The organism is Acinetobacter gerneri DSM 14967 = CIP 107464 = MTCC 9824 (assembly GCF_000368565.1).
Lineage (GTDB): Bacteria > Pseudomonadota > Gammaproteobacteria > Pseudomonadales > Moraxellaceae > Acinetobacter > Acinetobacter gerneri.
On sequence record NZ_KB849538.1, the window covers coordinates 156,968 to 176,339 of the forward strand.

The 19,372-nt window shown below is 39.8% G+C and carries 21 protein-coding genes; 19 read left to right on the forward strand and 2 right to left on the reverse strand.

From position 1 onward, the window contains the following. Positions 1-2 precede the first annotated feature (2 nt). The 15 genes from F960_RS04170 to F960_RS04235 all read left to right on the forward strand — a co-directional run bounded on the left by F960_RS04170 (position 3) and on the right by F960_RS04235 (position 12,196). Positions 3-689, forward strand: a complete 687-nt coding sequence (locus F960_RS04170; RefSeq protein WP_004858603.1) for an HAD family hydrolase — start codon at positions 3-5, stop codon at positions 687-689. A gap of 32 nt (positions 690-721) precedes the next feature. After that, positions 722-1,468, forward strand: coding sequence for a YciK family oxidoreductase (locus F960_RS04175; protein WP_004858606.1), 747 nt, complete (start codon positions 722-724; stop codon positions 1,466-1,468). A 159-nt stretch (positions 1,469-1,627) separates the two neighbouring features. Then, on the forward strand, positions 1,628-1,783 hold the full coding sequence (locus F960_RS22585) for a hypothetical protein (RefSeq protein ID WP_004858610.1): 156 nt from the start codon (positions 1,628-1,630) through the stop codon (positions 1,781-1,783). 284 nt (positions 1,784-2,067) lie between these two features. Beyond that, positions 2,068-2,472 carry an RcnB family protein gene (locus tag F960_RS04180; protein ID WP_004858617.1) on the forward strand — a complete coding sequence of 135 codons (405 nt, stop codon included), beginning with the start codon at positions 2,068-2,070 and terminating at the stop codon, positions 2,470-2,472. Positions 2,473-2,667: 195 nt separating this feature from the next. Then, positions 2,668-2,979 carry an RcnB family protein gene (locus F960_RS04185; protein ID WP_004858620.1) on the forward strand — a complete coding sequence of 104 codons (312 nt, stop codon included), beginning with the start codon at positions 2,668-2,670 and terminating at the stop codon, positions 2,977-2,979. A gap of 273 nt (positions 2,980-3,252) precedes the next feature. Next, positions 3,253-3,621, forward strand: a complete 369-nt coding sequence (locus F960_RS04190) for an RcnB family protein (protein WP_004858623.1) — start codon at positions 3,253-3,255, stop codon at positions 3,619-3,621. Positions 3,622-3,822: 201 nt separating this feature from the next. After that, the gene (locus F960_RS04195; protein WP_004858624.1) at positions 3,823-4,152 is read left to right on the forward strand and encodes an RcnB family protein; all 330 of its coding nucleotides are present in this window, start codon (positions 3,823-3,825) and stop codon (positions 4,150-4,152) included. Positions 4,153-4,338: 186 nt separating this feature from the next. Beyond that, a complete protein-coding gene (locus F960_RS04200; RefSeq protein ID WP_004858627.1) occupies positions 4,339-4,590 on the forward strand; it encodes a hypothetical protein in 252 nt (83 codons plus the stop codon). Between the two features lie 138 nt (positions 4,591-4,728). Beyond that, positions 4,729-6,081 (forward strand): amino-acid N-acetyltransferase, encoded by a 1,353-nt coding sequence (gene argA, locus F960_RS04205; protein ID WP_004858629.1) that lies wholly within the window; start codon positions 4,729-4,731, stop codon positions 6,079-6,081. Positions 6,082-6,419: 338 nt separating this feature from the next. Continuing rightward, positions 6,420-7,397, forward strand: a complete 978-nt coding sequence (locus F960_RS04210; protein WP_004858632.1) for a sulfonate ABC transporter substrate-binding protein — start codon at positions 6,420-6,422, stop codon at positions 7,395-7,397. A 96-nt stretch (positions 7,398-7,493) separates the two neighbouring features. Beyond that, complete coding sequence (locus F960_RS04215) at positions 7,494-8,414, forward strand: sulfonate ABC transporter substrate-binding protein (RefSeq protein ID WP_373854965.1); 921 nt, start codon at positions 7,494-7,496, stop codon at positions 8,412-8,414. Positions 8,415-8,434: 20 nt separating this feature from the next. Beyond that, positions 8,435-9,610: an FMNH2-dependent alkanesulfonate monooxygenase gene (ssuD, locus tag F960_RS04220; protein WP_004858638.1), complete on the forward strand. Its 1,176-nt coding sequence runs from the start codon at positions 8,435-8,437 to the stop codon at positions 9,608-9,610. Continuing rightward, positions 9,607-10,416 (forward strand): aliphatic sulfonate ABC transporter permease SsuC, encoded by an 810-nt coding sequence (gene ssuC / locus F960_RS04225; protein WP_004858641.1) that lies wholly within the window; start codon positions 9,607-9,609, stop codon positions 10,414-10,416. Before ssuD ends, ssuC begins: the two co-directional genes overlap by 4 nt. A gap of 12 nt (positions 10,417-10,428) precedes the next feature. Beyond that, positions 10,429-11,226 carry an ABC transporter ATP-binding protein gene (locus F960_RS04230; RefSeq protein WP_004858643.1) on the forward strand — a complete coding sequence of 266 codons (798 nt, stop codon included), beginning with the start codon at positions 10,429-10,431 and terminating at the stop codon, positions 11,224-11,226. Positions 11,227-11,575: 349 nt separating this feature from the next. Continuing rightward, positions 11,576-12,196, forward strand: coding sequence for a TetR/AcrR family transcriptional regulator (locus F960_RS04235; RefSeq protein ID WP_171066245.1), 621 nt, complete (start codon positions 11,576-11,578; stop codon positions 12,194-12,196). A gap of 97 nt (positions 12,197-12,293) precedes the next feature. Here the strand turns inward: F960_RS04235 and F960_RS04240 are convergent, their stop codons facing one another. Further along, positions 12,294-12,860, reverse strand: coding sequence for a 5'-methylthioadenosine/S-adenosylhomocysteine nucleosidase family protein (locus F960_RS04240; RefSeq protein ID WP_004858657.1), 567 nt, complete (start codon positions 12,858-12,860; stop codon positions 12,294-12,296). 206 nt (positions 12,861-13,066) lie between these two features. Then, the gene (locus F960_RS04245) at positions 13,067-14,203 is read right to left on the reverse strand and encodes a TDT family transporter (protein ID WP_004858659.1); all 1,137 of its coding nucleotides are present in this window, start codon (positions 14,201-14,203) and stop codon (positions 13,067-13,069) included. Positions 14,204-14,408: 205 nt separating this feature from the next. Between F960_RS04245 and ribF the strand changes: the two genes are divergently transcribed. From ribF to F960_RS04265, 4 genes are all read left to right on the forward strand, one after another. Next, positions 14,409-15,410 carry a riboflavin biosynthesis protein RibF gene (ribF, locus tag F960_RS04250; protein WP_004858661.1) on the forward strand — a complete coding sequence of 334 codons (1,002 nt, stop codon included), beginning with the start codon at positions 14,409-14,411 and terminating at the stop codon, positions 15,408-15,410. A 63-nt stretch (positions 15,411-15,473) separates the two neighbouring features. After that, positions 15,474-18,311, forward strand: coding sequence for an isoleucine--tRNA ligase (ileS, locus tag F960_RS04255; protein ID WP_004858662.1), 2,838 nt, complete (start codon positions 15,474-15,476; stop codon positions 18,309-18,311). After that, the gene (lspA, locus tag F960_RS04260; RefSeq protein WP_004858664.1) at positions 18,304-18,852 is read left to right on the forward strand and encodes a signal peptidase II; all 549 of its coding nucleotides are present in this window, start codon (positions 18,304-18,306) and stop codon (positions 18,850-18,852) included. The genes ileS and lspA overlap by 8 nt, the downstream gene beginning before the upstream one ends. Further along, on the forward strand, positions 18,845-19,327 hold the full coding sequence (locus F960_RS04265; RefSeq protein ID WP_004858666.1) for an FKBP-type peptidyl-prolyl cis-trans isomerase: 483 nt from the start codon (positions 18,845-18,847) through the stop codon (positions 19,325-19,327). Before lspA ends, F960_RS04265 begins: the two co-directional genes overlap by 8 nt. The last annotated feature ends 45 nt before the right edge of the window (positions 19,328-19,372 follow it).

A 19,372-nucleotide genomic window follows, 5' to 3' on the forward strand; every position in this document is an offset into this window, starting at 1 on the left:
AAATGAAAGCGGTCTTATTCGATCTGGATGGAACTTTGATTGATACTGCGGCTGATTTCATTCGTATTATCCAAGATATGTGCAAAGAAGAAGGTCGAGCAGTCGTTGCTGCTGATCTAATTCGAACTCAGGTTTCTGAAGGTGCACGTGCCATGGTCAAGTTGGTTTATCCAGAACTTGATGTCAATGATCCTGTATTTTTGGCGCATCGCCAGAGATTTTTAGATCTATATGGTGCGGATATTGCGGTGGATACAGATCTATTTGAAGGGATGTATCCTCTACTGGCAGAGTTAGAAGCTCACCAAATTCCGTGGGGAATCGTGACAAACAAACCTCGTTGGTTGAGTGAAGCACTGCTAAAAGCGCTCAACTTAACTGAACGATGCGCAGTGTTGGTCTGCCCTGAAGATGTCAGTAAAACCAAACCTGATCCAGAGCCAATGTATTTGGCTGCCAAGCAGATCCAGATTGCAGCCGAAGATTGTATCTATGTTGGTGATCATCCACGCGATATTGATGCTGGACGAGCTGCCAATATGTATACTATTTTAGCAGCATACGGTTATCTGCCTTTAGAGTACAAAGATGATTTGAATGCTTGGAAAGCAGATTGTATCGTACAAAATGTCAAAGAATTACAGCAAATTATCCGTAATTTGCTGCAAATAAAACAAAGTATTGCATAACGCTTCATCATAAAAACTATAGGAGGTTTTCCATGAAATACTCAGAATATCAACCTCGTGCAGACTTACTTAAAGATAAGATTATTCTGATCACAGGTGCTGGTGACGGTATTGGACGTGCTGCTGCGATCAGCTATGCCCTACACGGGGCGACGGTGGTGTTACATGGACGAACACTCAATAAACTAGAAGTCATTTATGATGAAATCGAAAGCTTAGGCGCACCTCAACCAGCGATCTTACCGTTACAGCTTTCTACAGCATCACAGCATGATTACGAATTGCTATACGATACCCTCGAAAAACAATTTGGTCATCTTGACGGCATCTTGCACAACGCAGGCATTTTAGGTGATCGCGTCGAATTGGCGCACTACCCTATAGATGTTTGGGATGATGTGATGGCTGTCAATCTTCGAGCACCATTTTTATTGACTCAAGAATTGATGCCATTGCTGCAAAAATCAGACAATGCTTCAGTCGTCTTTGCTAGCTCTGGCGTAGGACGCGAAGTACGAGAAAAATGGGGCGCATATTCGGTTTCAAAAATTGCGATCGAAGCGGTCAGCAAATTATTTGCAGCAGAAAATGTCTATCCAAATATTCGTTTTAACTGTATCAATCCGGGCGGTACACGCACAGCGATGCGTGCCAAAGCTTATCCAGATGAAGATCCATTAAGCTTGCCTACACCTGAGTCGATTATGCCAGCCTACCTCTACCTCATGGGTGAAGATAGCTTGCAAATGAATGGTCAGAGTATCGATGCCCAAGATTAATCGGTTATAAAATCCAAATATCCTCTTTTTTATAAAGGGGATTTTTTTATAGTCATAAATCGTTTTTACAAATTAATTTCATATAAATATTCGGTTTTTCAAATTAAAACATTCAGCATAGACTTTAGTCATTGAAATAAACCATGCTAGAGAATATTGATGAAAGACCAAAAACATAAAAGTGAAATGATTCGCTCAATCGAAAACTTACAATTGCCACAACACTTAATTACTGCGCTTGATGATGCACAACAAGCCAAGACCGTGATTCAAGCCATTTCCCAATTACAAGTTATGACTGAAAAATGGCATTAAAATACATGAATTGTGCAAAATAATACGCTAATCGCGACAGATTACCTTTATTGATGCTTTGAATTATATTAAATTATGCTCAAGCATTTAAAACACAATTTTGACGTCGCACATAAAACTTATTCGGGGATAAAAAAGACTGATTTCCATGAAAATGGCTGATTTTTTTAAAATATGTGCTGAATATTTGATGATCTTAAATGAACTTATATTTTTTCTTCACAGTTTCTCTGCATTTAAATAGTACATTAGAAATGTGAAAAATGATGTCAAAGAGAGTAAACATGAAAAAGATTTTGACTGCATTAGCATTATCTTTCAGTGCTTTGATAGCAACAAGTATGACTTTTGCAGATCCTCCGCACAATGATCGTGGTTATCAAAACCGCGGTAATGGTAATGCTTATGGTCATGATAAAAAGAAATTTCGCGACTTTAATCAAGATGAAGACATGATGCAAGAACAACGACGCGAGCGTGAAGAACGTGGTGTTCGACGTTTACAGCAACATCGTTGGCAACCTGGATATATTATGCCTCAGCATTATCGTGGTGACGGTTATAAAGTAGCTTATAAAGATAAAAACCTGCCTAAACCCGGTAAAAATCAGCAATGGTACAAGATCAATAATGACTATATTTTAGTGGATTCTGACAGTAATAGTATTTTGAGAATTTTAGGTTTTTAAAATACCTTCCAATCCTCACTTGCCCGAATTGATTTTGGGCATTTTTTTAAGAATTTTTTAAGCTATTTACATGAATTTATATTTCGTCACTTAAACCTAGAAAACTTCACATTTCAACTAAATTTCTTCATTTTTTATCTGAACTTTTTTTGTATTTTTGATCTATCGAAAAACCAACACCATTCGGTGAATGTGATGAAAAAACTACTTACAACCGTCGCTTTATCTTTATCTACATTGGTCGCAGCTTCTGCTGCTATGGCCGATCCTTATGATTATCATCATGACGATCGACGTCACGATCGTGTCGTTATGACTGAGCATACTGTATGGAAAGAAGGCGCGCGTTTCCCCGATCATTATCATGATCAACGATATTATGTAGATGACTATCGTCATTATAATCAACTATATAAACCTAACCGTTTCGAACGCTGGTATAAAGTTGATGGGCGTTATGTACTGGTCAATGAACGCACGCATAACGTAATTCGCGTGGTACGTTAAACCGCTATTTTGATATGAAAAAACTGAGCTGCATCAAGTTTTTATCGTATTGAATGACATCATTGAAATGCCCTCTCTATTTAAATAAGAGGGCAAAAAAAGGGAATTTATAGACCACTTTCCTCATAGCCCAAATCCATATTTGGGCTTTTTTTATCCCTACATACAATCTTCACAAAGTACACATTTCAACTATTTCTCTTCATTATTAATCTAATTTTAAACGTTAATCTGAGCTCATCAAGACAAAATCTAATATTCAGGGTGAAGCAGATGAACAAGATTTTTACAGCTATCGTTTTATCATTAAGTACTTTTGCAGCGACGTCAGCAATGGCTGATTCTCGCTATAACAACCATGATAATCACCGTTATCACAGCTCTAACAACAGTTATAACAATCATGATCGTTGGGATCGTTCTAATCGCTATGATCAACGCTATAACAATCGTTGGAACAATAATTCTTGGCGTTCAGGACATAATTTCCCAAGCCAATATCACTCATCAAGATATGCCGTAAATTATAAAAATTATCGTCATCTTTCAAAACCATCACGCTATCAACAATGGTATAAGGTGAATGGTGATTATGTATTGGTCAATCAACGTGATCATCGCATCATTCGCGTAGTCCGTTAATATTTAAAGTTTTTATTTTTATAAACCCAAATTTCGATTTGGGTTTTTTTGTTTTATATCGCTATGTTATAAAAATTCACAATCTATTCATGTTCCATTAAATAATTTACATTTCAACTATTTTTGATCCATGCTTTTTCTATTTTTCAGGCTTAAATTGAAAATATCAAATGACAATGGTCAAAACCTAAAGGTGTTAAAATGAAAAAAATAATCTCAGCAATTGCTTTTACCGTAAGTACTGCTTTGGCTGCATCTAGTGCAATGGCTGCACCGAATGATCATCATTATCCTCAACATCAAAACTCACATCAGCAAGTTGTGAAACACAATACTCACCACGTAACCAAAGACCAATGGAAAGCTGGACATACTTATCCAAGTCAATACCGTGGCGCAGGCTATAAAGTCGATCACAAACAGTACAAAAAATTGAGCCGTCCAGGACACAACCAACAATGGTATAAAGTGAATGGTCAATATGTCTTAGTCAATACGCAAAACCATCACATTATCAAAACGGTCCGTTAAATAGCTCAGACATTCTCAGTCCATTTGAACTGATCAAAAAAGCTCAAACTTCGGTTTGAGCTTTTTTTGGATGCAATTTAAACAAATATCTCGAAATTTGATAATTTATATGAAAATTTCCATAATTTCTCTACAATTTTCAGTTAGTTTTATCATTATAAAATCATTCCCCAAGGAATAAAGTTCATGAAAAAAATCCTTTCTGCAATCGCTTTAACAGTATCTGCTGCAATCACTGCTTCTACAGCTTTCGCTGCGGCTCCTGTACAACATGATCAAAAAGTTCCGCCAAAACATGTTGTTGATAAAAAACCAGCGCCTAAACACCAAGCTGCTCCTCAACCTAAAAAAGTTGTAAAACATAAAGCAGATAAAAAACATGAACCTGCTAAAAAAGTGCAAAAACAACATGCACCTAGCCAACACGACCACAAATAATCTGCTTTGAGCCCAAGCTCAGTAGAATAAAAGCCAACACCCAAACTTAGCTTTGGGTGTTTTTTTATTTGTACTCAACTAATGCGATGATTATATTAGGAAGAGAAATCGCAGATTGTGAATGACATTGGATTGAGTATGCAAACACCGAATATTGAAACAGCACAGGCCACAACCCACCAATATGTGCAATGGTTTCGAAATACTGCACCTTATATCAATGCGCATCGAGGTAAAACCTTTGTATTGATGTTTGGCGGTGAAGCAGTTCGTCATGCCAATTTCCAACATATTATTCATGATATCGCTTTGCTACATTCGCTCGGCATTAAACTGATTTTAGTGCATGGCGCACGTCCTCAGATCAATGACAATTTACAAGAAAAAGCGTTGATCAGCCCGATTCATATCAATCGACGTGTCACGACACGTGAGTCTTTGGGCTGCGTGATGAATGCAGTAGGGTCGATTCGTTTACAAATCGAAGCGCTACTCTCTATGGGACTCGCCAACTCCCCTATGTATGGCGCACGCATTGATGTTGTTTCAGGCAACTTTGTAACTGCGAAACCTTATGGAATCCGTGATGGGGTCGATTTTCAGCTCACAGGTGAAGTTCGGAGTATCGACACGGATGCAATTCAAAGACATCTTGAAAATCATAATATTGTACTTCTTGGACCTACTGGATATTCGACTACAGGTGAAGTGTTCAACTTGCTCGCTGAAGAAGTTGCAACCAAAACGGCGACATCATTAAAAGCCGATAAGCTTATTTTCTTGGGATCACAGCAGGGCTTATTTGACGAACATGGGCATTTACTGCGAGAAATTACGCCACATCAACTCGATCAGCATATTGAAAAATATCGAGATTCAAACTTTGAAATAGCACTTCATTTAGAAAATGCCAAACGAGCATCTTTAAATGGGGTCAATCGCGTACATTTGCTGTCCTATGCTTATGATGGTGCATTGATCGAAGAATTATTTACCCGTGATGGTACTGGGACGATGATCACCGATGCGCATTATGAAGAAGTCCGTACCGCAAATATTCATGATGTCGGTGGCTTGATTACCCTGTTAAGACCTTTGGAAGAAGAAGGTATTTTGGTATATCGTTCACGTGAACGCTTAGAGAATGAAATCGATAAATTTGCAGTGATTGAGCGTGATGGTACGGTCTTGGCTTGTGCTGCTTTATACCCAATTCCTCAAGCGGAAAATGAAATTTCTTCGGCTGAAATCGCCTGCGTTGCTGTTCACCCTGAATATCGTAAATCCAATCGCGGTGGACAAATCATGCATTTCCTTGAAGAAAAAGCCAGATCTTTGGGCATTGAACAACTATTTGTGCTCACAACAAGAACAGCACATTGGTTTTTGGAAAATGGTTTTAGCCATGCCAGTGTGGATGATTTACCTGAAGCTCGCCAAGCACTCTACAATTATCAACGTAATTCATTGGTGTTTAAGAAAACAATCTAAATACTTTTGTATCATTTCAGGCTACAAATCTTAGCTGATTTTCTGCTATAGATATTCTACAAATACTGCAAAAAAAAACGTATTCTCTTTTGCGCTTTTTTTGCAGTATTTATCGCCTGAACAGATAAGTAAATTATTTATATATATTTCAATATTTTAAAATAAAATATCATTCCCCTTTTACACTTGGCTTTAGCAGTTTTTCTGCTTAGTTTTTCGCTAATTTATTTATCTTTTTTTATGATTTGTTTTGCCTGATTTTTTATTTTTTTGAAAATAGAAAGCTCCGTAGTCTGATGTTCTCTTTCAAGCATCTCGATACAGGAGTTCAGATCATCATGGCAAGTTTTCAGCATTTCCCTTGGGCGAAATTCAGTATTTTAACTGCTAGCCTTGCCAGTTTTATGATGTTGTCTGCCTGTGCTAAAAAGCAAGAAACAGTCACTTTAAATATTGGTTTTCAAAAATATGGTTTATTGCCGATCGTCAAAGAACGTGGCGATTTGGACAAAGCCCTAAAAGCCAAAGGCATCGAGATCAAATGGGTTGAGTTTCCAGCCGGTCCTCAACTGCTCGAAGGCTTAAATGTGGGTAGCGTTTCTTTTGGTGAAGCAGGTGAAGCAGGTGAAGCACCGCCTATTTTTGCCCAAGCTGCAAATTCAAATTTGGTCTATGTGGCAAACCAGCCCGCAGCACCTAAAGCGGAAGCATTAATTGTTCCCAAAAATTCTAAAATCCAGTCTGTTCAAGACTTAAAAGGCAAACGTGTCGTACTCAACAAAGGCTCTAATGTTCACTATTTATTATTGAAAGTTTTAGAAGCCAATCATCTTAAGCTGGATGACATTCAAGTGGTCTATCTACCTCCTGCTGACGCACGTGCCGCTTTTGAAAAAGGTGCAGTGGATGCTTGGGTCATTTGGGATCCTTTCTTTGCCGCAGCTGAGCAACAACTCGGTGCCAAAGTGTTAGCCACTGGGGAAAACTTGGTGAGCAATCACCAATTTTATTTGGCTGATCGAAAGTTTGCCCAATCTCATCCTGATGTTTTAAAAGCTGTCGTCAATGAACTGAATACCACAACACAGTGGGTGTCTAGTCATCAAAATGAAGCAGCCAAACTTTTAGAAAAACCAACAGGCTTACCACTAAACATCCTTGAAACTTCGATTTCACGTATGGGCTTTGGGGTTAAACCAATTTCCAATGAAGTTGCTAAAGAACAGCAATATGTTGCCGATGCTTTTTATCAGCAAAAACTCATTCCAAATCAAATCAATATTCAAGCCGCGATTTTGGTCAATCAAGACAAATAATAGCTCAAATAAGAGGAATCTCTCATGTCTCAACATCTTACACAGTCACAAACACAGACTAGGTTTAAATCCAAACATCTTGGTCTAACAACAGCCATGATTGCGATGTGTACGATGTTGAGCAGTGCCAGTTGGGCGGTTGATGTCAATGTCAAACAATTACGCATTGGTCATCAAAAAAGTGCCATCAATTTGGCAGTAGCCAAACAGCAAAAATTGCTCGAAAAAGAATTTCCAAATGCCAAAATTACTTGGAATGAATTTCCAGCAGGTCCGCAGATTTTAGAGGCTTTAGCAGTTGGTTCTTTGGATATTGGTGTCACAGGTGATACCCCGCCTGTTTATGCGCAAGCGGCAAATAAACCGTTGTATTACTTTGCCTATGAGGCTGCCAAACCTGCTGCATCTGCAATTTTAGTTGCTAAAAATTCGAATCTTCGCAGTTTAAAAGAATTGCGTGGTAAGCGTATCGCCTTACAACGAGGTTCGAGTGCCCACTATTTATTGGTACAAGCTGTGCGTAAAGCAGGCCTGCAATGGTCAGATATTCAACCGATTTGGCTTGCTCCTGCCGAAGCGCGCGCGGCATTTCAAAAAGGTGCTGTCGATGCTTGGGCAATTTGGGACCCTTATTATTCCTCTGCTCTGCTTGAAGATCAGGCACGTGTTTTAACTACAGGGCAAGGGCTAAGTCCAAACTATACATTCTATTTAGCAGCGCCAAATTTTCTGAAACAGAATCCTCAGGCGGCTAAAGGCATTATTCAGCAAATCAACCAAGCTGATAAATGGGTACAAAGCCACAAATCTGAAACCATTCAACTGATCTCGCAATCGACTGGATTAAAAAGCAATGTCAGTCAGGCATTTTTAACTCATCGCCCTGTTCCGTCCTATGCAGCACCACTGACTGCAAAAGTTATTGCAGATCAACAACAACTCGCAAATCGTTTTTCTGAACTCAAAATCATACCGAGAGCCATTTCTATTCAGCAAGCTGTCTGGACTGGCAAGTAGTTTTATTTAAGGATATCAAAATGAAAATTTTCTGGTTTATTCCCACTCACGGTGATAGTCGCTATTTAGGTACGAGCAAAGGTGCACGTCAGGTCGATCATGCCTATATGAAGCAGATTGCCGTTGCTGTCGATAATCTAGGATATGAAGGCGTGCTGATTCCTACAGGACGTTCATGTGAAGATCCATGGCTCACGGCTGCAAGTTTGATTGATGCAACTAAAAACCTAAAATTTTTGGTGGCATTACGTCCTGGAGTAACGACTCCTGCCTTGGCTGCACGTATGGCTTCAACTTTTGATCGTCTTTCAAATGGGCGTGTATTGCTCAACTTGGTCACAGGTGGCGACGAACAAGAGCTTAAAGGTGATGGCGTATATGAAGATCACGCAACACGTTATAAAACCGCTGCAGAATATGTCAAAATTTGGCGTGAAATCCTGACTCGTTCACATACAGGCGAATCATTTACTTTTCACGGCGAACGCTTACATGTCGATGATGCAAAATTACTCTACCCACCGATTCAAAAACCATATCCACCGCTTTGGTTTGGTGGCTCATCAGACGATGCTGTAGAACTTGCCACAGATCAAGTGGATACCTATTTAACATGGGGCGAACCACCGGCTGCTGTCAAAGAAAAACTAGAAAATGTCAAAGCCAAAGCAGCTGCAAAAGGTCGCAAACTCAACTACGGTATCCGCTTACATGTCATCGTTCGTGAAACAAATCAAGAAGCATGGGCAGCGGCTGACGAACTGATCAAATATGTCGATGATGCCACTATTGCCGCAGCTCAAAAGAAATTTGCACAAATGGATTCGGTGGGTCAGCGTCGCATGGCTGAACTACACAATGGTGATCGTTCAAAACTTGAAGTTTCACCAAACCTATGGGCAGGCGTAGGCTTAGTTCGAGGTGGTGCAGGTACTGCATTGGTCGGCGATCCTCAGACTGTTGCTGATCGTATCCAAGAATATGCTGATCTCGGTATCGATACCTTTATCTTCTCTGGTTATCCGCATCTAGAAGAATCAATCCGTTTTGCTGAATTGGTGTTCCCTCTCTTACCTCTTGCAACACGTGAAAAACTTACGCAACCCAACCTCACAGGTCCTTTCGGTGAAATTGTGGCAAACAATTATAGCGCTGATGAAAATAAGCAAACTAAACTTGCTAAGGAGCCTGCATGAGTGTGACATCAACGGCGAAGGGTTCCAGCGTTTCACGTGGAACTCGGCAGCTTGGGCAGCGCTTGCTGCCTTGGCTAGTGCCCATTCTATTGATCGCGATCTGGCAAATTGCCTCAAGCACAGGATTATTGGAAAGCCGCATACTCCCTGCGCCTACAGCAGTAGTGAGCGCATTCTGGAGTTTATTGGTAAGCGGTGAACTCTGGCAACATGTCAGAGTCAGTGCAGGACGTGCGCTTTTAGGCTTACTGATCGGTGGCGGGCTTGGATTGATTTTAGGGCTATTGAATGGCTCATCCAAAACAGCGTCCACTTTGCTAGATACCACCTTGCAAATGATCCGAAATATCCCTGCTTTAGCATTGATTCCATTGGTTATTTTATGGTTCGGCATAGATGAATCTGCCAAATTATTTTTGGTGGCAATCGGGGTGTTTTTCCCGATTTATATCAATACCTATCATGGTATCCGCGCTGTCGATCCACAATTGATCGAAATGGGCAAAAGCTACGGACTGACACGTTGGCAACTCTACAAAGAGATTATTTTACCGGGTGCTATGCCCTCTATTTTAGTCGGTCTGCGTTTTGCACTTGGTCTGGTTTGGGTACTCCTGATCGTAGCTGAAACCATCTCAGCACAGTCAGGCATTGGCTACATGACCATGAATGCTCGTGAATTTTTACAAACAGACATCGTACTGGTCGGTATCTTACTTTATGCCCTGCTAGGCAAGCTTGCAGATGTATTGGCTCAGGCTTTAGAAAAATACCTCCTGCGCTGGCATTCAGGTTATCAAAAATAAAAGGAAGCTAAAATGACAGATTTAAGCGTAAGCCAATTTGTAAATGATCTTGCTCCTGTAGAGTCACAGAACACGGCGGATAATCGCAAAGTTGGCGCAGAAATATTCATTGAAAAATTACATAAATTTTACGGTGATGTAAAAGTTCTAGAAGATTTGGATCTCAATATCCAAGCTGGAGAGTTTATCGCGATCGTGGGGCGTAGTGGTTGCGGTAAAAGTACCCTACTTCGTCTCATTGCAGACCTTGAACAAGCCAGCTATGGTGAAATCAAATTTAGATCAACTGAAAACTTTCGTGAAGGCATCACTTCAGACGATATACGCGTCATGTTCCAAGATCCACGCCTACTCCCTTGGAAAAATATTCTGGAAAATGTGCAGCTTGGATTAAAAAAACAGCAACATGAAAAAGCAGCACAACTTTTAGAAAAAGTAGGTTTGCAAGAAAAATCAAAACTTTGGCCATCACAGCTTTCGGGTGGACAACGTCAGCGCTCAGCTTTGGCACGGGCACTTTCGCACACACCGCGTATTTTGCTTTTGGATGAGCCATTGGGTGCTTTAGATGCACTGACCCGTCTGGAGATGCAAAACCTGATTGAGAAATTGTGGCTAGAACAAGGTTTTACAACGATCTTAGTGACCCATGATGTAAGTGAAGCAGTGCAGTTGGCAGACCGTATTATCTTGTTAGATAAAGGGCACATTCGCCAGCAGTTTAAAGTTGAGTTAAATAGACCTCGTAAGAAAAATGCCCAATTTGCCGAGCTAGAACAGCAAGTTCTTGATGCCGTTCTTGCAACATAATGCCAATTATTTACGAGAAAAGGCAACGGTATTTTGATTTTTTACAAAATGCCGTTTTTAACAAAAAATAATAGATTTTTCATATTATTAATTTCACCATACACACACGAAACTTGCTATATAAATTTAAAAAATGGTTATAGAAAATTTATTTATTTTTCAAATATATGTGCAACATAAATTGAGTTTTCACAGAATGTAATCACCTACAAAAAATAGTGTTTTTCGGTTGCACATATAATGGACAAATTTCATAATAAATACGTAAAATAAATAAAAAATACGACATTCACTGTGCACAAATCAAACAATTTACCGTACAATTTAGGCTTCAACTTTTTATTTTTTTATTTTTGAAATGGAACAAAAAAAGAGTACTCAAAAACGTCAGCAACTTTTAAACGCTGCTTTAGATGTTTTCTCCCAATATGGCTTTTCTGGTGCAAGCCTTGATGAAATTGCCCAGCTAGCTGAAATGCACAAGTCGAATATTTTCTATTACTATGAAAATAAGGAGGCTTTGTATGTTGAGGTGTTAACAACGATGATGCAAAAGTGGCTTGCGCCACTACAAATGCTCGAAGCAGATATGGAACCTGTCCAAGCCTTGGGACAATATTTAGCGCAAAAGATTGAGGTTTCTCGTACTCAACCTAAAGCGTCTAAATTGTTTGCACTTGAAGTCATTCAGGGTGCGCCACATATCTTGAACATTTTAAAAGGTCCTTTGAAAAAATTGTTTAAACGCAAAGCAAAGGTCATTTCAAATTGGCAAGAACAAGGCAAAATTACCGATCAGATTGATGCTGAATTGTTAATTATCAATTTATGGGCTTTAACGCAAAACTATGCGGATTTCGGCACACAAATTGAAATGGTCACAGGTAAAACATTACGTAATAAAAGTATGTATCAGCGCACGATCGAACATACTGTACATCTCGTTTTGTACGGCGTCGTTCCACGTTAATTTTATTTTTAATGTAAATAAATAATCCAGTATTGTTTATTTTGGCATACGACCATAGACTTCTATGGTCGCCAAACTTTTTATTTTACAGCTCGATTTATTTTAAATTTAAATATAATCCCAATAATTTATGCGCACCAAGTAGCAAATTCTCTTCCCAATCTAAATGCGCAGTATCATCCGCACCATCCGTAATGTATTTCACCGAAATCAAACGTACATCCAGTTTTTTACACACTTTTGCGATCGCATACCCCTCCATGTCTACCAAATTGCAGGCAACTTTGGGCTGTGATGTTTCAAAACTATCACCAGTACCGCAAATCCCTTGGTTTAGCTCTAAAAAATACGGCTCAAGATCAATCGCAGCAGGATAATGCTCATCCATCGGCGTGACACCAACCTCAAAGCCAAGCGGAGAAACATCCATATCACGTTGCACAAATTGGCTGACTTCAACCAGTTCGTGTGCTTTAAAGGTAGAGCTTCCGGCACTACCCAAATTGATAAGCGTCTTACATCCCGTTTTTTGGATCACTTCAAATGCTTTAAATGCAGCATTGACCTTGCCCACACCACTATAGTGAACATCAATATTTTGTTGCTCAAATAAACCTTTAGATTCACTCGGCAAAGCCATAATTAAAGCAGAAGAATTTTTCATGAAATATGCCAATAGAAAAGTCAGGATATTTAAGGGGAAAATAACCAAAGGTGCAAATGTTTAAGGTGATTATTCCCCAAAGCTAAATTTTTGCCTACAGCGAGATTCAACGACGCAATAACAACCTAAATCTTAGCCCATTAAAAAAGCCACCTTCCCCATGCCCAGAAAAGATCGCTTTTTTAACTTTGTAGGCTTAACAGACCCTAACCTTGTTGTTTCTCCAAAAACGTTTTTAAACATGGAGAGAAAAATAAATTACCACGATACAACGCTTTCAATGTTTTCGTCATCACAATGATCCAGAGCAACATCAACACAGCCGCACAAAGCAAACCAAAGACATGAATAAACTGAACTTGAGTTTGATGAGCCAAATTAAAAATAGCCAAGGTAAAGACACCGAGTGGGAAGGTTAAGCCCCACCAACCGAGATTGAAAGGCAAGCCATTTTTCGCCAATTTCAAAGTAATCAAAATCGCGATACTAAACCACCAACACCCAAAACCCAGCAAAATCAAGCTTGCCATGATGCCACCAAGATGGAAAAACTCACCGATCTGCATCATATTGAAGTGGATTAAGATTCGTGTCGCTTGCTCACCCAACACCAACAGTGCCAACGCGCCAGTCCCGATTGGACCAAGTGCTAACCAACCTGTAATCGCCAAATCCTGACTTGGAATTTTATGCAGTGCCAAACGCAACATTAAAATGCTCAATACAGCAAAAGCAGGCAGAACAGATACACCCCAGAGCATATAGCTTGCAAATAAAATCCATAGACTTTCAGCATTTGCAGGTAAATGCGCCAACAATAAACCCGCTGAAGTTGCAGTGACCTCACAAGCGACGATCGGCAATAACCACATCGCAGTCATCGTATGCAAAGCATGATCTTGTTTGGTGTACATAAAAAATGGAACAAATACCCCAATCAATATCGCCAAGATAAAGTCGATATACCAAAGACTGTGTGCGATTTGAATCGCTACATCACCGAAAATGCCGATACCAAACTTTAAAAAGCCATTAATGACCGTTGCTAAGCCCATTGGGATTGCGCCTAAAAACAAAGCCATACTTGGATGCGAGAAAATTTGTTTTGCTTCTTGAGGATAAATGAACCAACGCAACAAATACAGAATGCTAAATGCGATAAATAAAAAACTATTTAATTGCCATAATAATGTCGCGATTTCCCATAAAGCCCCCTGAGCAAATGGAAATTCTGGTAAAATCAGTGCGACAACCCCTGTACCCATCGTCACTGTAAACCAGTTTGGGGTAAATTGGCGGATCACATCACGGCTATCTTCAAGTTGGTAAAATGGCATTTTCATCGCTTAAATCCTCATAGAAGCTGATGAATTGATTTTAACCAGTATTAATTATAAGAAAAATTGATTTATTTTTATAAAATGTATCAGTAAAATTGATTTACATTAAATTCTTTCTAATTTTTTTGAGTAAAAACACAACAACAAGACGAAATTGTGAGATTATGGCAATATATATCCTTTCAAATTTATAGCCTATTTTGAAATCATGAAGCTGTTACGTCTAAATGCGTTATCTCCCGAATTAAAATTGCCGAAAACCGCGATCACGATTGGTAATTTTGACGGCGTCCATTTGGGACATCAAGCCATGATTTCTCAACTTAAAGAAATTGCGGCTGCACAAAATCTAAAAACATTGGTGATGGTCTTTGAACCTCAACCTCTCGAATTTTTTAAAGGCTATGAAGCACCACCTCGTATCTCATCTTTGCGTGAAAAAGTTGAATATTTAACTGAGCTTGGTGTGGATTACATTGTCATTGCCAAATTTAATAATCAATTTCGTAGTCTAAGCGCAGAAGACTTTGCCAATATTTTAAAAAATAAACTGAATGCTCAAAGTCTAGTTTTGGGTGATGATTTTCATTTTGGTAAAGACCGTCAAGGCAATAGCGAATTTTTAAAACAATATGGCTTTGCTGTGACCAACCTCAACACGGTTGAGTTTGATGGTGAACGTGTTAGTTCAACCCGTGTCCGTCAAGTTTTACAAGCAGGCAATTTATCACTTGCTGCAAAATTATTGGGCCGTCCTTATAGCATGATTGGTCGTGTGCAATACGGCGATCAAATCGGACGTACCCTCAATTTTCCAACGATTAATGTGCGTTTAAACCGTCATAAACCGTGTTTAAGCGGCATTTATGGTGTCGAAGTGGTATGCGAAACTAGCGCATTAACCGCTAAAGTTGTAGCAGATTGTCCAGAAAAATCGGGCATTGCTGGTTACCACCCTGAAAGTCTGTATGGTGCAGGACATGTTGGAACTCGCCCTGCGATCAAACAAGTACATCCTGAGTGGCGATTGGAAGTACATTTTCCTGAAGTTTCTGCTAATCTGTATGGCTTGTTAATGCGGGTGACGTTCCTTGACTATTTACATGGTGAACTGAACTATCCTTCGCTAGAAGCACTGCAAAAAGGGATTGATGATGATGTTGAGAAACTCCTTGAGTTTCGTCAAAACACCCCCCATTTCCCTTTTTAAACCTTAATTTTTTATTGTAGAACGTGTCAGCCTATATGCTGATTAAATTGGATGACAACTTGCATGAGCGATAAGCAAACTCCTGAAAATGCAGTGGATTATAAAGCCACGCTGAACCTCCCAGGTACTGAATTTGCAATGAAAGCAAATCTAGCAGTACGTGAAGTGAAATGGTTAGAAGAGTGGTATGCCGACAACATTTATCAAGAGATTCGTGCTTCGCGTATTGGCAAGAAAAAATATGTGCTTCATGACGGTCCTCCATATGCAAATGGTCAGATCCATTTAGGTCATGCGGTAAACAAAGTCTTAAAAGATATTATCGTTAAAAGTCGTACTATGGACGGCTTTGATGCACCGTATGTTCCGGGTTGGGACTGTCACGGTTTGCCGATTGAACTTAAAGTCGAAGAAAAAGTCGGTAAAGTCGGTGTTAAAGTTGATGCTTCAACCTTCCGTAAAGCTTGCCGTGAATATGCGATGAGTCAGGTTGAATTACAACGTAAAGACTTTATTCGTATGGGTGTTTTCGGTGATTGGCAACAACCCTACCTCACTATGAATTTCAAACAAGAAGCTGACATCGTTCGTGCTTTGGGTGAAATCGAAAAAGCGGGACATATCCAACCGGGTCTCAAACCAGTGAACTGGTGTATGGACTGTGGTTCAGCACTTGCTGAAGCTGAAGTCGAATATGAAGACAAAAAATCTGATGCAATCGACGTTGGTTTTGGTGTTGTAGATTTGGCTGATCTATCTGCGCGCGTAGGTGTAAGCGTTAGCGATCCTACCGACATCGTGATTTGGACCACAACACCTTGGACGCTTCCTGCGAACCAAGCTGTGGCTTTGCATGCTGAAATTGATTATCAATTGGTTCAAGTACAAAGTGAACGTGGTCAACAAAACCTGATCTTGGCAAAAGATTTGGTTGAGTCAGCATGTGAACGTTACAAGCTTGAAAATCCAAAAGTATTGGCTGATTTTACAGGTAGCAAACTTGAAAATCTTCAACTTCAACATCCACTGCTAGCTGAGCGCCAAGTACCTGTAATTTTGGGCGAACATGTCATCGCAACAAGTGGTACAGGTGCAGTACATACTGCGCCTGGACACGGTGTGGACGATTATAAAGTTGGCTTAATCTATAACTTAAAAGTGGACAATCCAGTGGGCGGAAATGGTGTGTATTTACCTACAGCACCAATTTTTGCAGGCGAACACATTTATAAAGCCAATCCAAAAATCATCGAAGCATTGAGCGTTGCTGGAAAACTTTGGGCACATAACCCAATCAAACACAGCTATCCACATTGCTGGCGTCATAAAACACCAATTATCTTCCGTGCTACACCACAATGGTTCATTAGCATGGATGAAAAAGGCTTACGTCAAGATGCTTTAAATGCGATTGAAAATGACATCGGTTTTGTACCTGATTGGGGTAAAAACCGTATCGAATCAATGATCGAAGGTCGTCCAGATTGGTGTATCTCTCGTCAACGTACTTGGGGCGTGCCAATTCCATTCTTCGTGCATAAAGACACCAATGAATTGCATCCTCGTACACCAGAATTGATCGAAGAAGTTGCTAAACTCATCGAGCAAGAAGGCATCGATGGTTGGTTCAATCGTGAAGCGAAAGACTTTATCGGTGCAGATGCTGAGCAGTATAACGCTGTTCGTGACACGCTCGACGTATGGTTTGACTCTGGAACAACGCATTATGCAGTGCTTCGTCAACGTCCAGAATTGACCGATCCTGCTGATTTATATCTTGAAGGTTCTGACCAACACCGTGGTTGGTTCCAGTCTTCATTGTTGACTTCTATCGCGATTAACAAACGTGCGCCATATAAAGGTCTACTCACTCACGGTTTCGTTGTGGATGAGAAAGGTCGTAAGATGTCTAAATCATTGGGTAATATCATTACTCCTCAAGACATCATCAAAGATATGGGTGCTGATGGTTTACGTTTCTGGATTGCATCATCTGACTATCGTTATGAAATGACTGCAGGTAAAGAAATCTTTAGCCGTGCATCAGATGGTTATCGTCGTATCCGTAATACGCTGCGCTTCTTGCTTGCAAACTTAAATGGTTTCAAACCTTCAACTGATGCATTGCCTGTAGATCAATTGATTGCACTCGATCAATACATCTTGCAACGTGCAGCTGAAGTACAAAAAACCATTCAGCAAGCCTACGAAGAAATGAATTTCCATATCGTATGTAGCGCATTGACCAATTTCTGTATCAATGATTTGGGTGGTTTCTACTTAGACATCATCAAAGATCGTCAATACACCACTAAAGCAGATTCTGTTGCGCGTCATTCTGCACAAACTGCGCTTTATCATATCGTTCAAGCTTTCGTGCGTTGGATGAGCCCGATCTTGAGCTTTACTGCACAAGAAGCGTGGCCATTGATCCCTGAACAAACTGAAAAATATGTATTTACTGCCGAATGGTATGACATTCCTGTTTCATCAAATGCAAACTTGGTTTCAGAAGCAGATTGGCAAACATTAATTCAAGTCAAATCAGCAGTAAATAAACAAATCGAAGCAGCACGTAATGCTAAACTGATCGGTAGTAATCTGTCTGCCAAAGTTGAACTTTGGGCAAATGCAGATTTACAAAAAGTATTAAACCAATTGGGTGATGAATTACGTTTTGTATTGATTACCTCACAAGCACTGGTACATGATTTTGCTGAACAAGGCGAAGCAACTGACATTGAAGGCTTACGTGTTCAAGTCTCTGCGGCTGATGGTGAAAAATGTGTACGCTGCTGGCATGTGCTTCCTGATGTAAATACACATGTGGATCATCCTGGTTTATGTGGTCGTTGTATTATTAACGTCACGGGTCGTGGCGAAGAGAGAAAATATGCCTAACCCTCAAAATAAAAAGGGCTTATTTCAATTTTATCCGCACAATCTCATTTGGTTAGGGCTTGCTGTCCTAACGCTTGTGATTGATCAGTGGACTAAATATATTGCGAGTACGCATTTGGTTTATGCAATATCTGAACCTGTGCTGCCCTTTTTAAATTGGACATTACTGCACAATACAGGTGCTGCATTTAGCTTTTTGTCCGATGCTGGAGGATGGCAAAGATACTTATTTACAGGCTTGGCTGGTTTAGTATCCATTGTATTTATATTTTGGCTGATGCGTATGCCAAAACGCTCTGTCGTTTTAGCAGCAGCCATTGCACTGATTTTAGGTGGTGCACTCGGCAATTTAATCGACCGCATTTACTTAGGTTATGTGGTTGATTTCATCCATGTGTTCTACCAAGATCATCATTTTCCTGCATTTAATATTGCAGATAGTGCGATCACACTTGGAACAATTTTATTGCTGATTGATACGTTCTTTTTAGAAAAGCAACGTATTCAACGTGCAGGCAATGCGGAAAGTAAAAATGACTGAAATAATCAATCCCAATGATGAAACACGTGTAGCGGAAGGCTCTAAAGTTGATTTACATTTTTCAGTTGCGATTGAAAATGGTGTAGAAATCGACAATACCCGTGGCCGTGAAGAACCTGTGAGCTTAGTCATGGGCGATGGAAGTCTACTTCCTGGATTTGAAAAAGCATTATTTGGTTTACGTGCAGGCGACCGTCGTACTGTTAGCTTGCCACCAGAAGAAGCGTTCGGTCCTTGGAATGCTGAAAATATCCAAACATTTGACACGGTTAAATTTGAACAGCGTCCTATTATCGGGCACATGATCGAATTTGAAGACAAAGCTAAATCAAGTCTATTTGGCGTAGTGAAGTCGGTGAATGATGACATCACAGAGATTGATTTCAATCACCCATTGGCAGGTAAAAATATTACTTTTGAAGTAGAAATTTTCAAAGTTACACCTGCTGGTCAGCAAGGCGTCAAATTGATGTAAATATTTAAAATACGTTCCAAGATCAGTTTTCAATATCAGATTGCT

Excerpts from the sequence above, each read along its gene's own strand:
- F960_RS04170 (WP_004858603.1), top strand. The coding sequence starts at position 3 with ATGAAAGCGGTCTTATTCGATCTGGATGGAACTTTGATTGATACTGCG.
- F960_RS04175 (WP_004858606.1), top strand. The coding sequence starts at position 722 with ATGAAATACTCAGAATATCAACCTCGTGCAGACTTACTTAAAGATAAG.
- F960_RS22585 (WP_004858610.1), top strand. The coding sequence starts at position 1,628 with ATGAAAGACCAAAAACATAAAAGTGAAATGATTCGCTCAATCGAAAAC.
- F960_RS04180 (WP_004858617.1), top strand. The coding sequence starts at position 2,068 with ATGAAAAAGATTTTGACTGCATTAGCATTATCTTTCAGTGCTTTGATA.
- F960_RS04185 (WP_004858620.1), top strand. The coding sequence starts at position 2,668 with ATGAAAAAACTACTTACAACCGTCGCTTTATCTTTATCTACATTGGTC.
- F960_RS04190 (WP_004858623.1), top strand. The coding sequence starts at position 3,253 with ATGAACAAGATTTTTACAGCTATCGTTTTATCATTAAGTACTTTTGCA.
- F960_RS04195 (WP_004858624.1), top strand. The coding sequence starts at position 3,823 with ATGAAAAAAATAATCTCAGCAATTGCTTTTACCGTAAGTACTGCTTTG.
- F960_RS04200 (WP_004858627.1), top strand. The coding sequence starts at position 4,339 with ATGAAAAAAATCCTTTCTGCAATCGCTTTAACAGTATCTGCTGCAATC.
- argA (WP_004858629.1), top strand. The coding sequence starts at position 4,729 with ATGCAAACACCGAATATTGAAACAGCACAGGCCACAACCCACCAATAT.
- F960_RS04210 (WP_004858632.1), top strand. The coding sequence starts at position 6,420 with ATGGCAAGTTTTCAGCATTTCCCTTGGGCGAAATTCAGTATTTTAACT.
- F960_RS04215 (WP_373854965.1), top strand. The coding sequence starts at position 7,494 with ATGATTGCGATGTGTACGATGTTGAGCAGTGCCAGTTGGGCGGTTGAT.
- ssuD (WP_004858638.1), top strand. The coding sequence starts at position 8,435 with ATGAAAATTTTCTGGTTTATTCCCACTCACGGTGATAGTCGCTATTTA.
- ssuC (WP_004858641.1), top strand. The coding sequence starts at position 9,607 with ATGAGTGTGACATCAACGGCGAAGGGTTCCAGCGTTTCACGTGGAACT.
- F960_RS04230 (WP_004858643.1), top strand. The coding sequence starts at position 10,429 with ATGACAGATTTAAGCGTAAGCCAATTTGTAAATGATCTTGCTCCTGTA.
- F960_RS04240 (WP_004858657.1), bottom strand. The coding sequence starts at position 12,860 with ATGAAAAATTCTTCTGCTTTAATTATGGCTTTGCCGAGTGAATCTAAA.
- F960_RS04245 (WP_004858659.1), bottom strand. The coding sequence starts at position 14,203 with ATGAAAATGCCATTTTACCAACTTGAAGATAGCCGTGATGTGATCCGC.
- ribF (WP_004858661.1), top strand. The coding sequence starts at position 14,409 with ATGAAGCTGTTACGTCTAAATGCGTTATCTCCCGAATTAAAATTGCCG.
- ileS (WP_004858662.1), top strand. The coding sequence starts at position 15,474 with ATGAGCGATAAGCAAACTCCTGAAAATGCAGTGGATTATAAAGCCACG.
- lspA (WP_004858664.1), top strand. The coding sequence starts at position 18,304 with ATGCCTAACCCTCAAAATAAAAAGGGCTTATTTCAATTTTATCCGCAC.
- F960_RS04265 (WP_004858666.1), top strand. The coding sequence starts at position 18,845 with ATGACTGAAATAATCAATCCCAATGATGAAACACGTGTAGCGGAAGGC.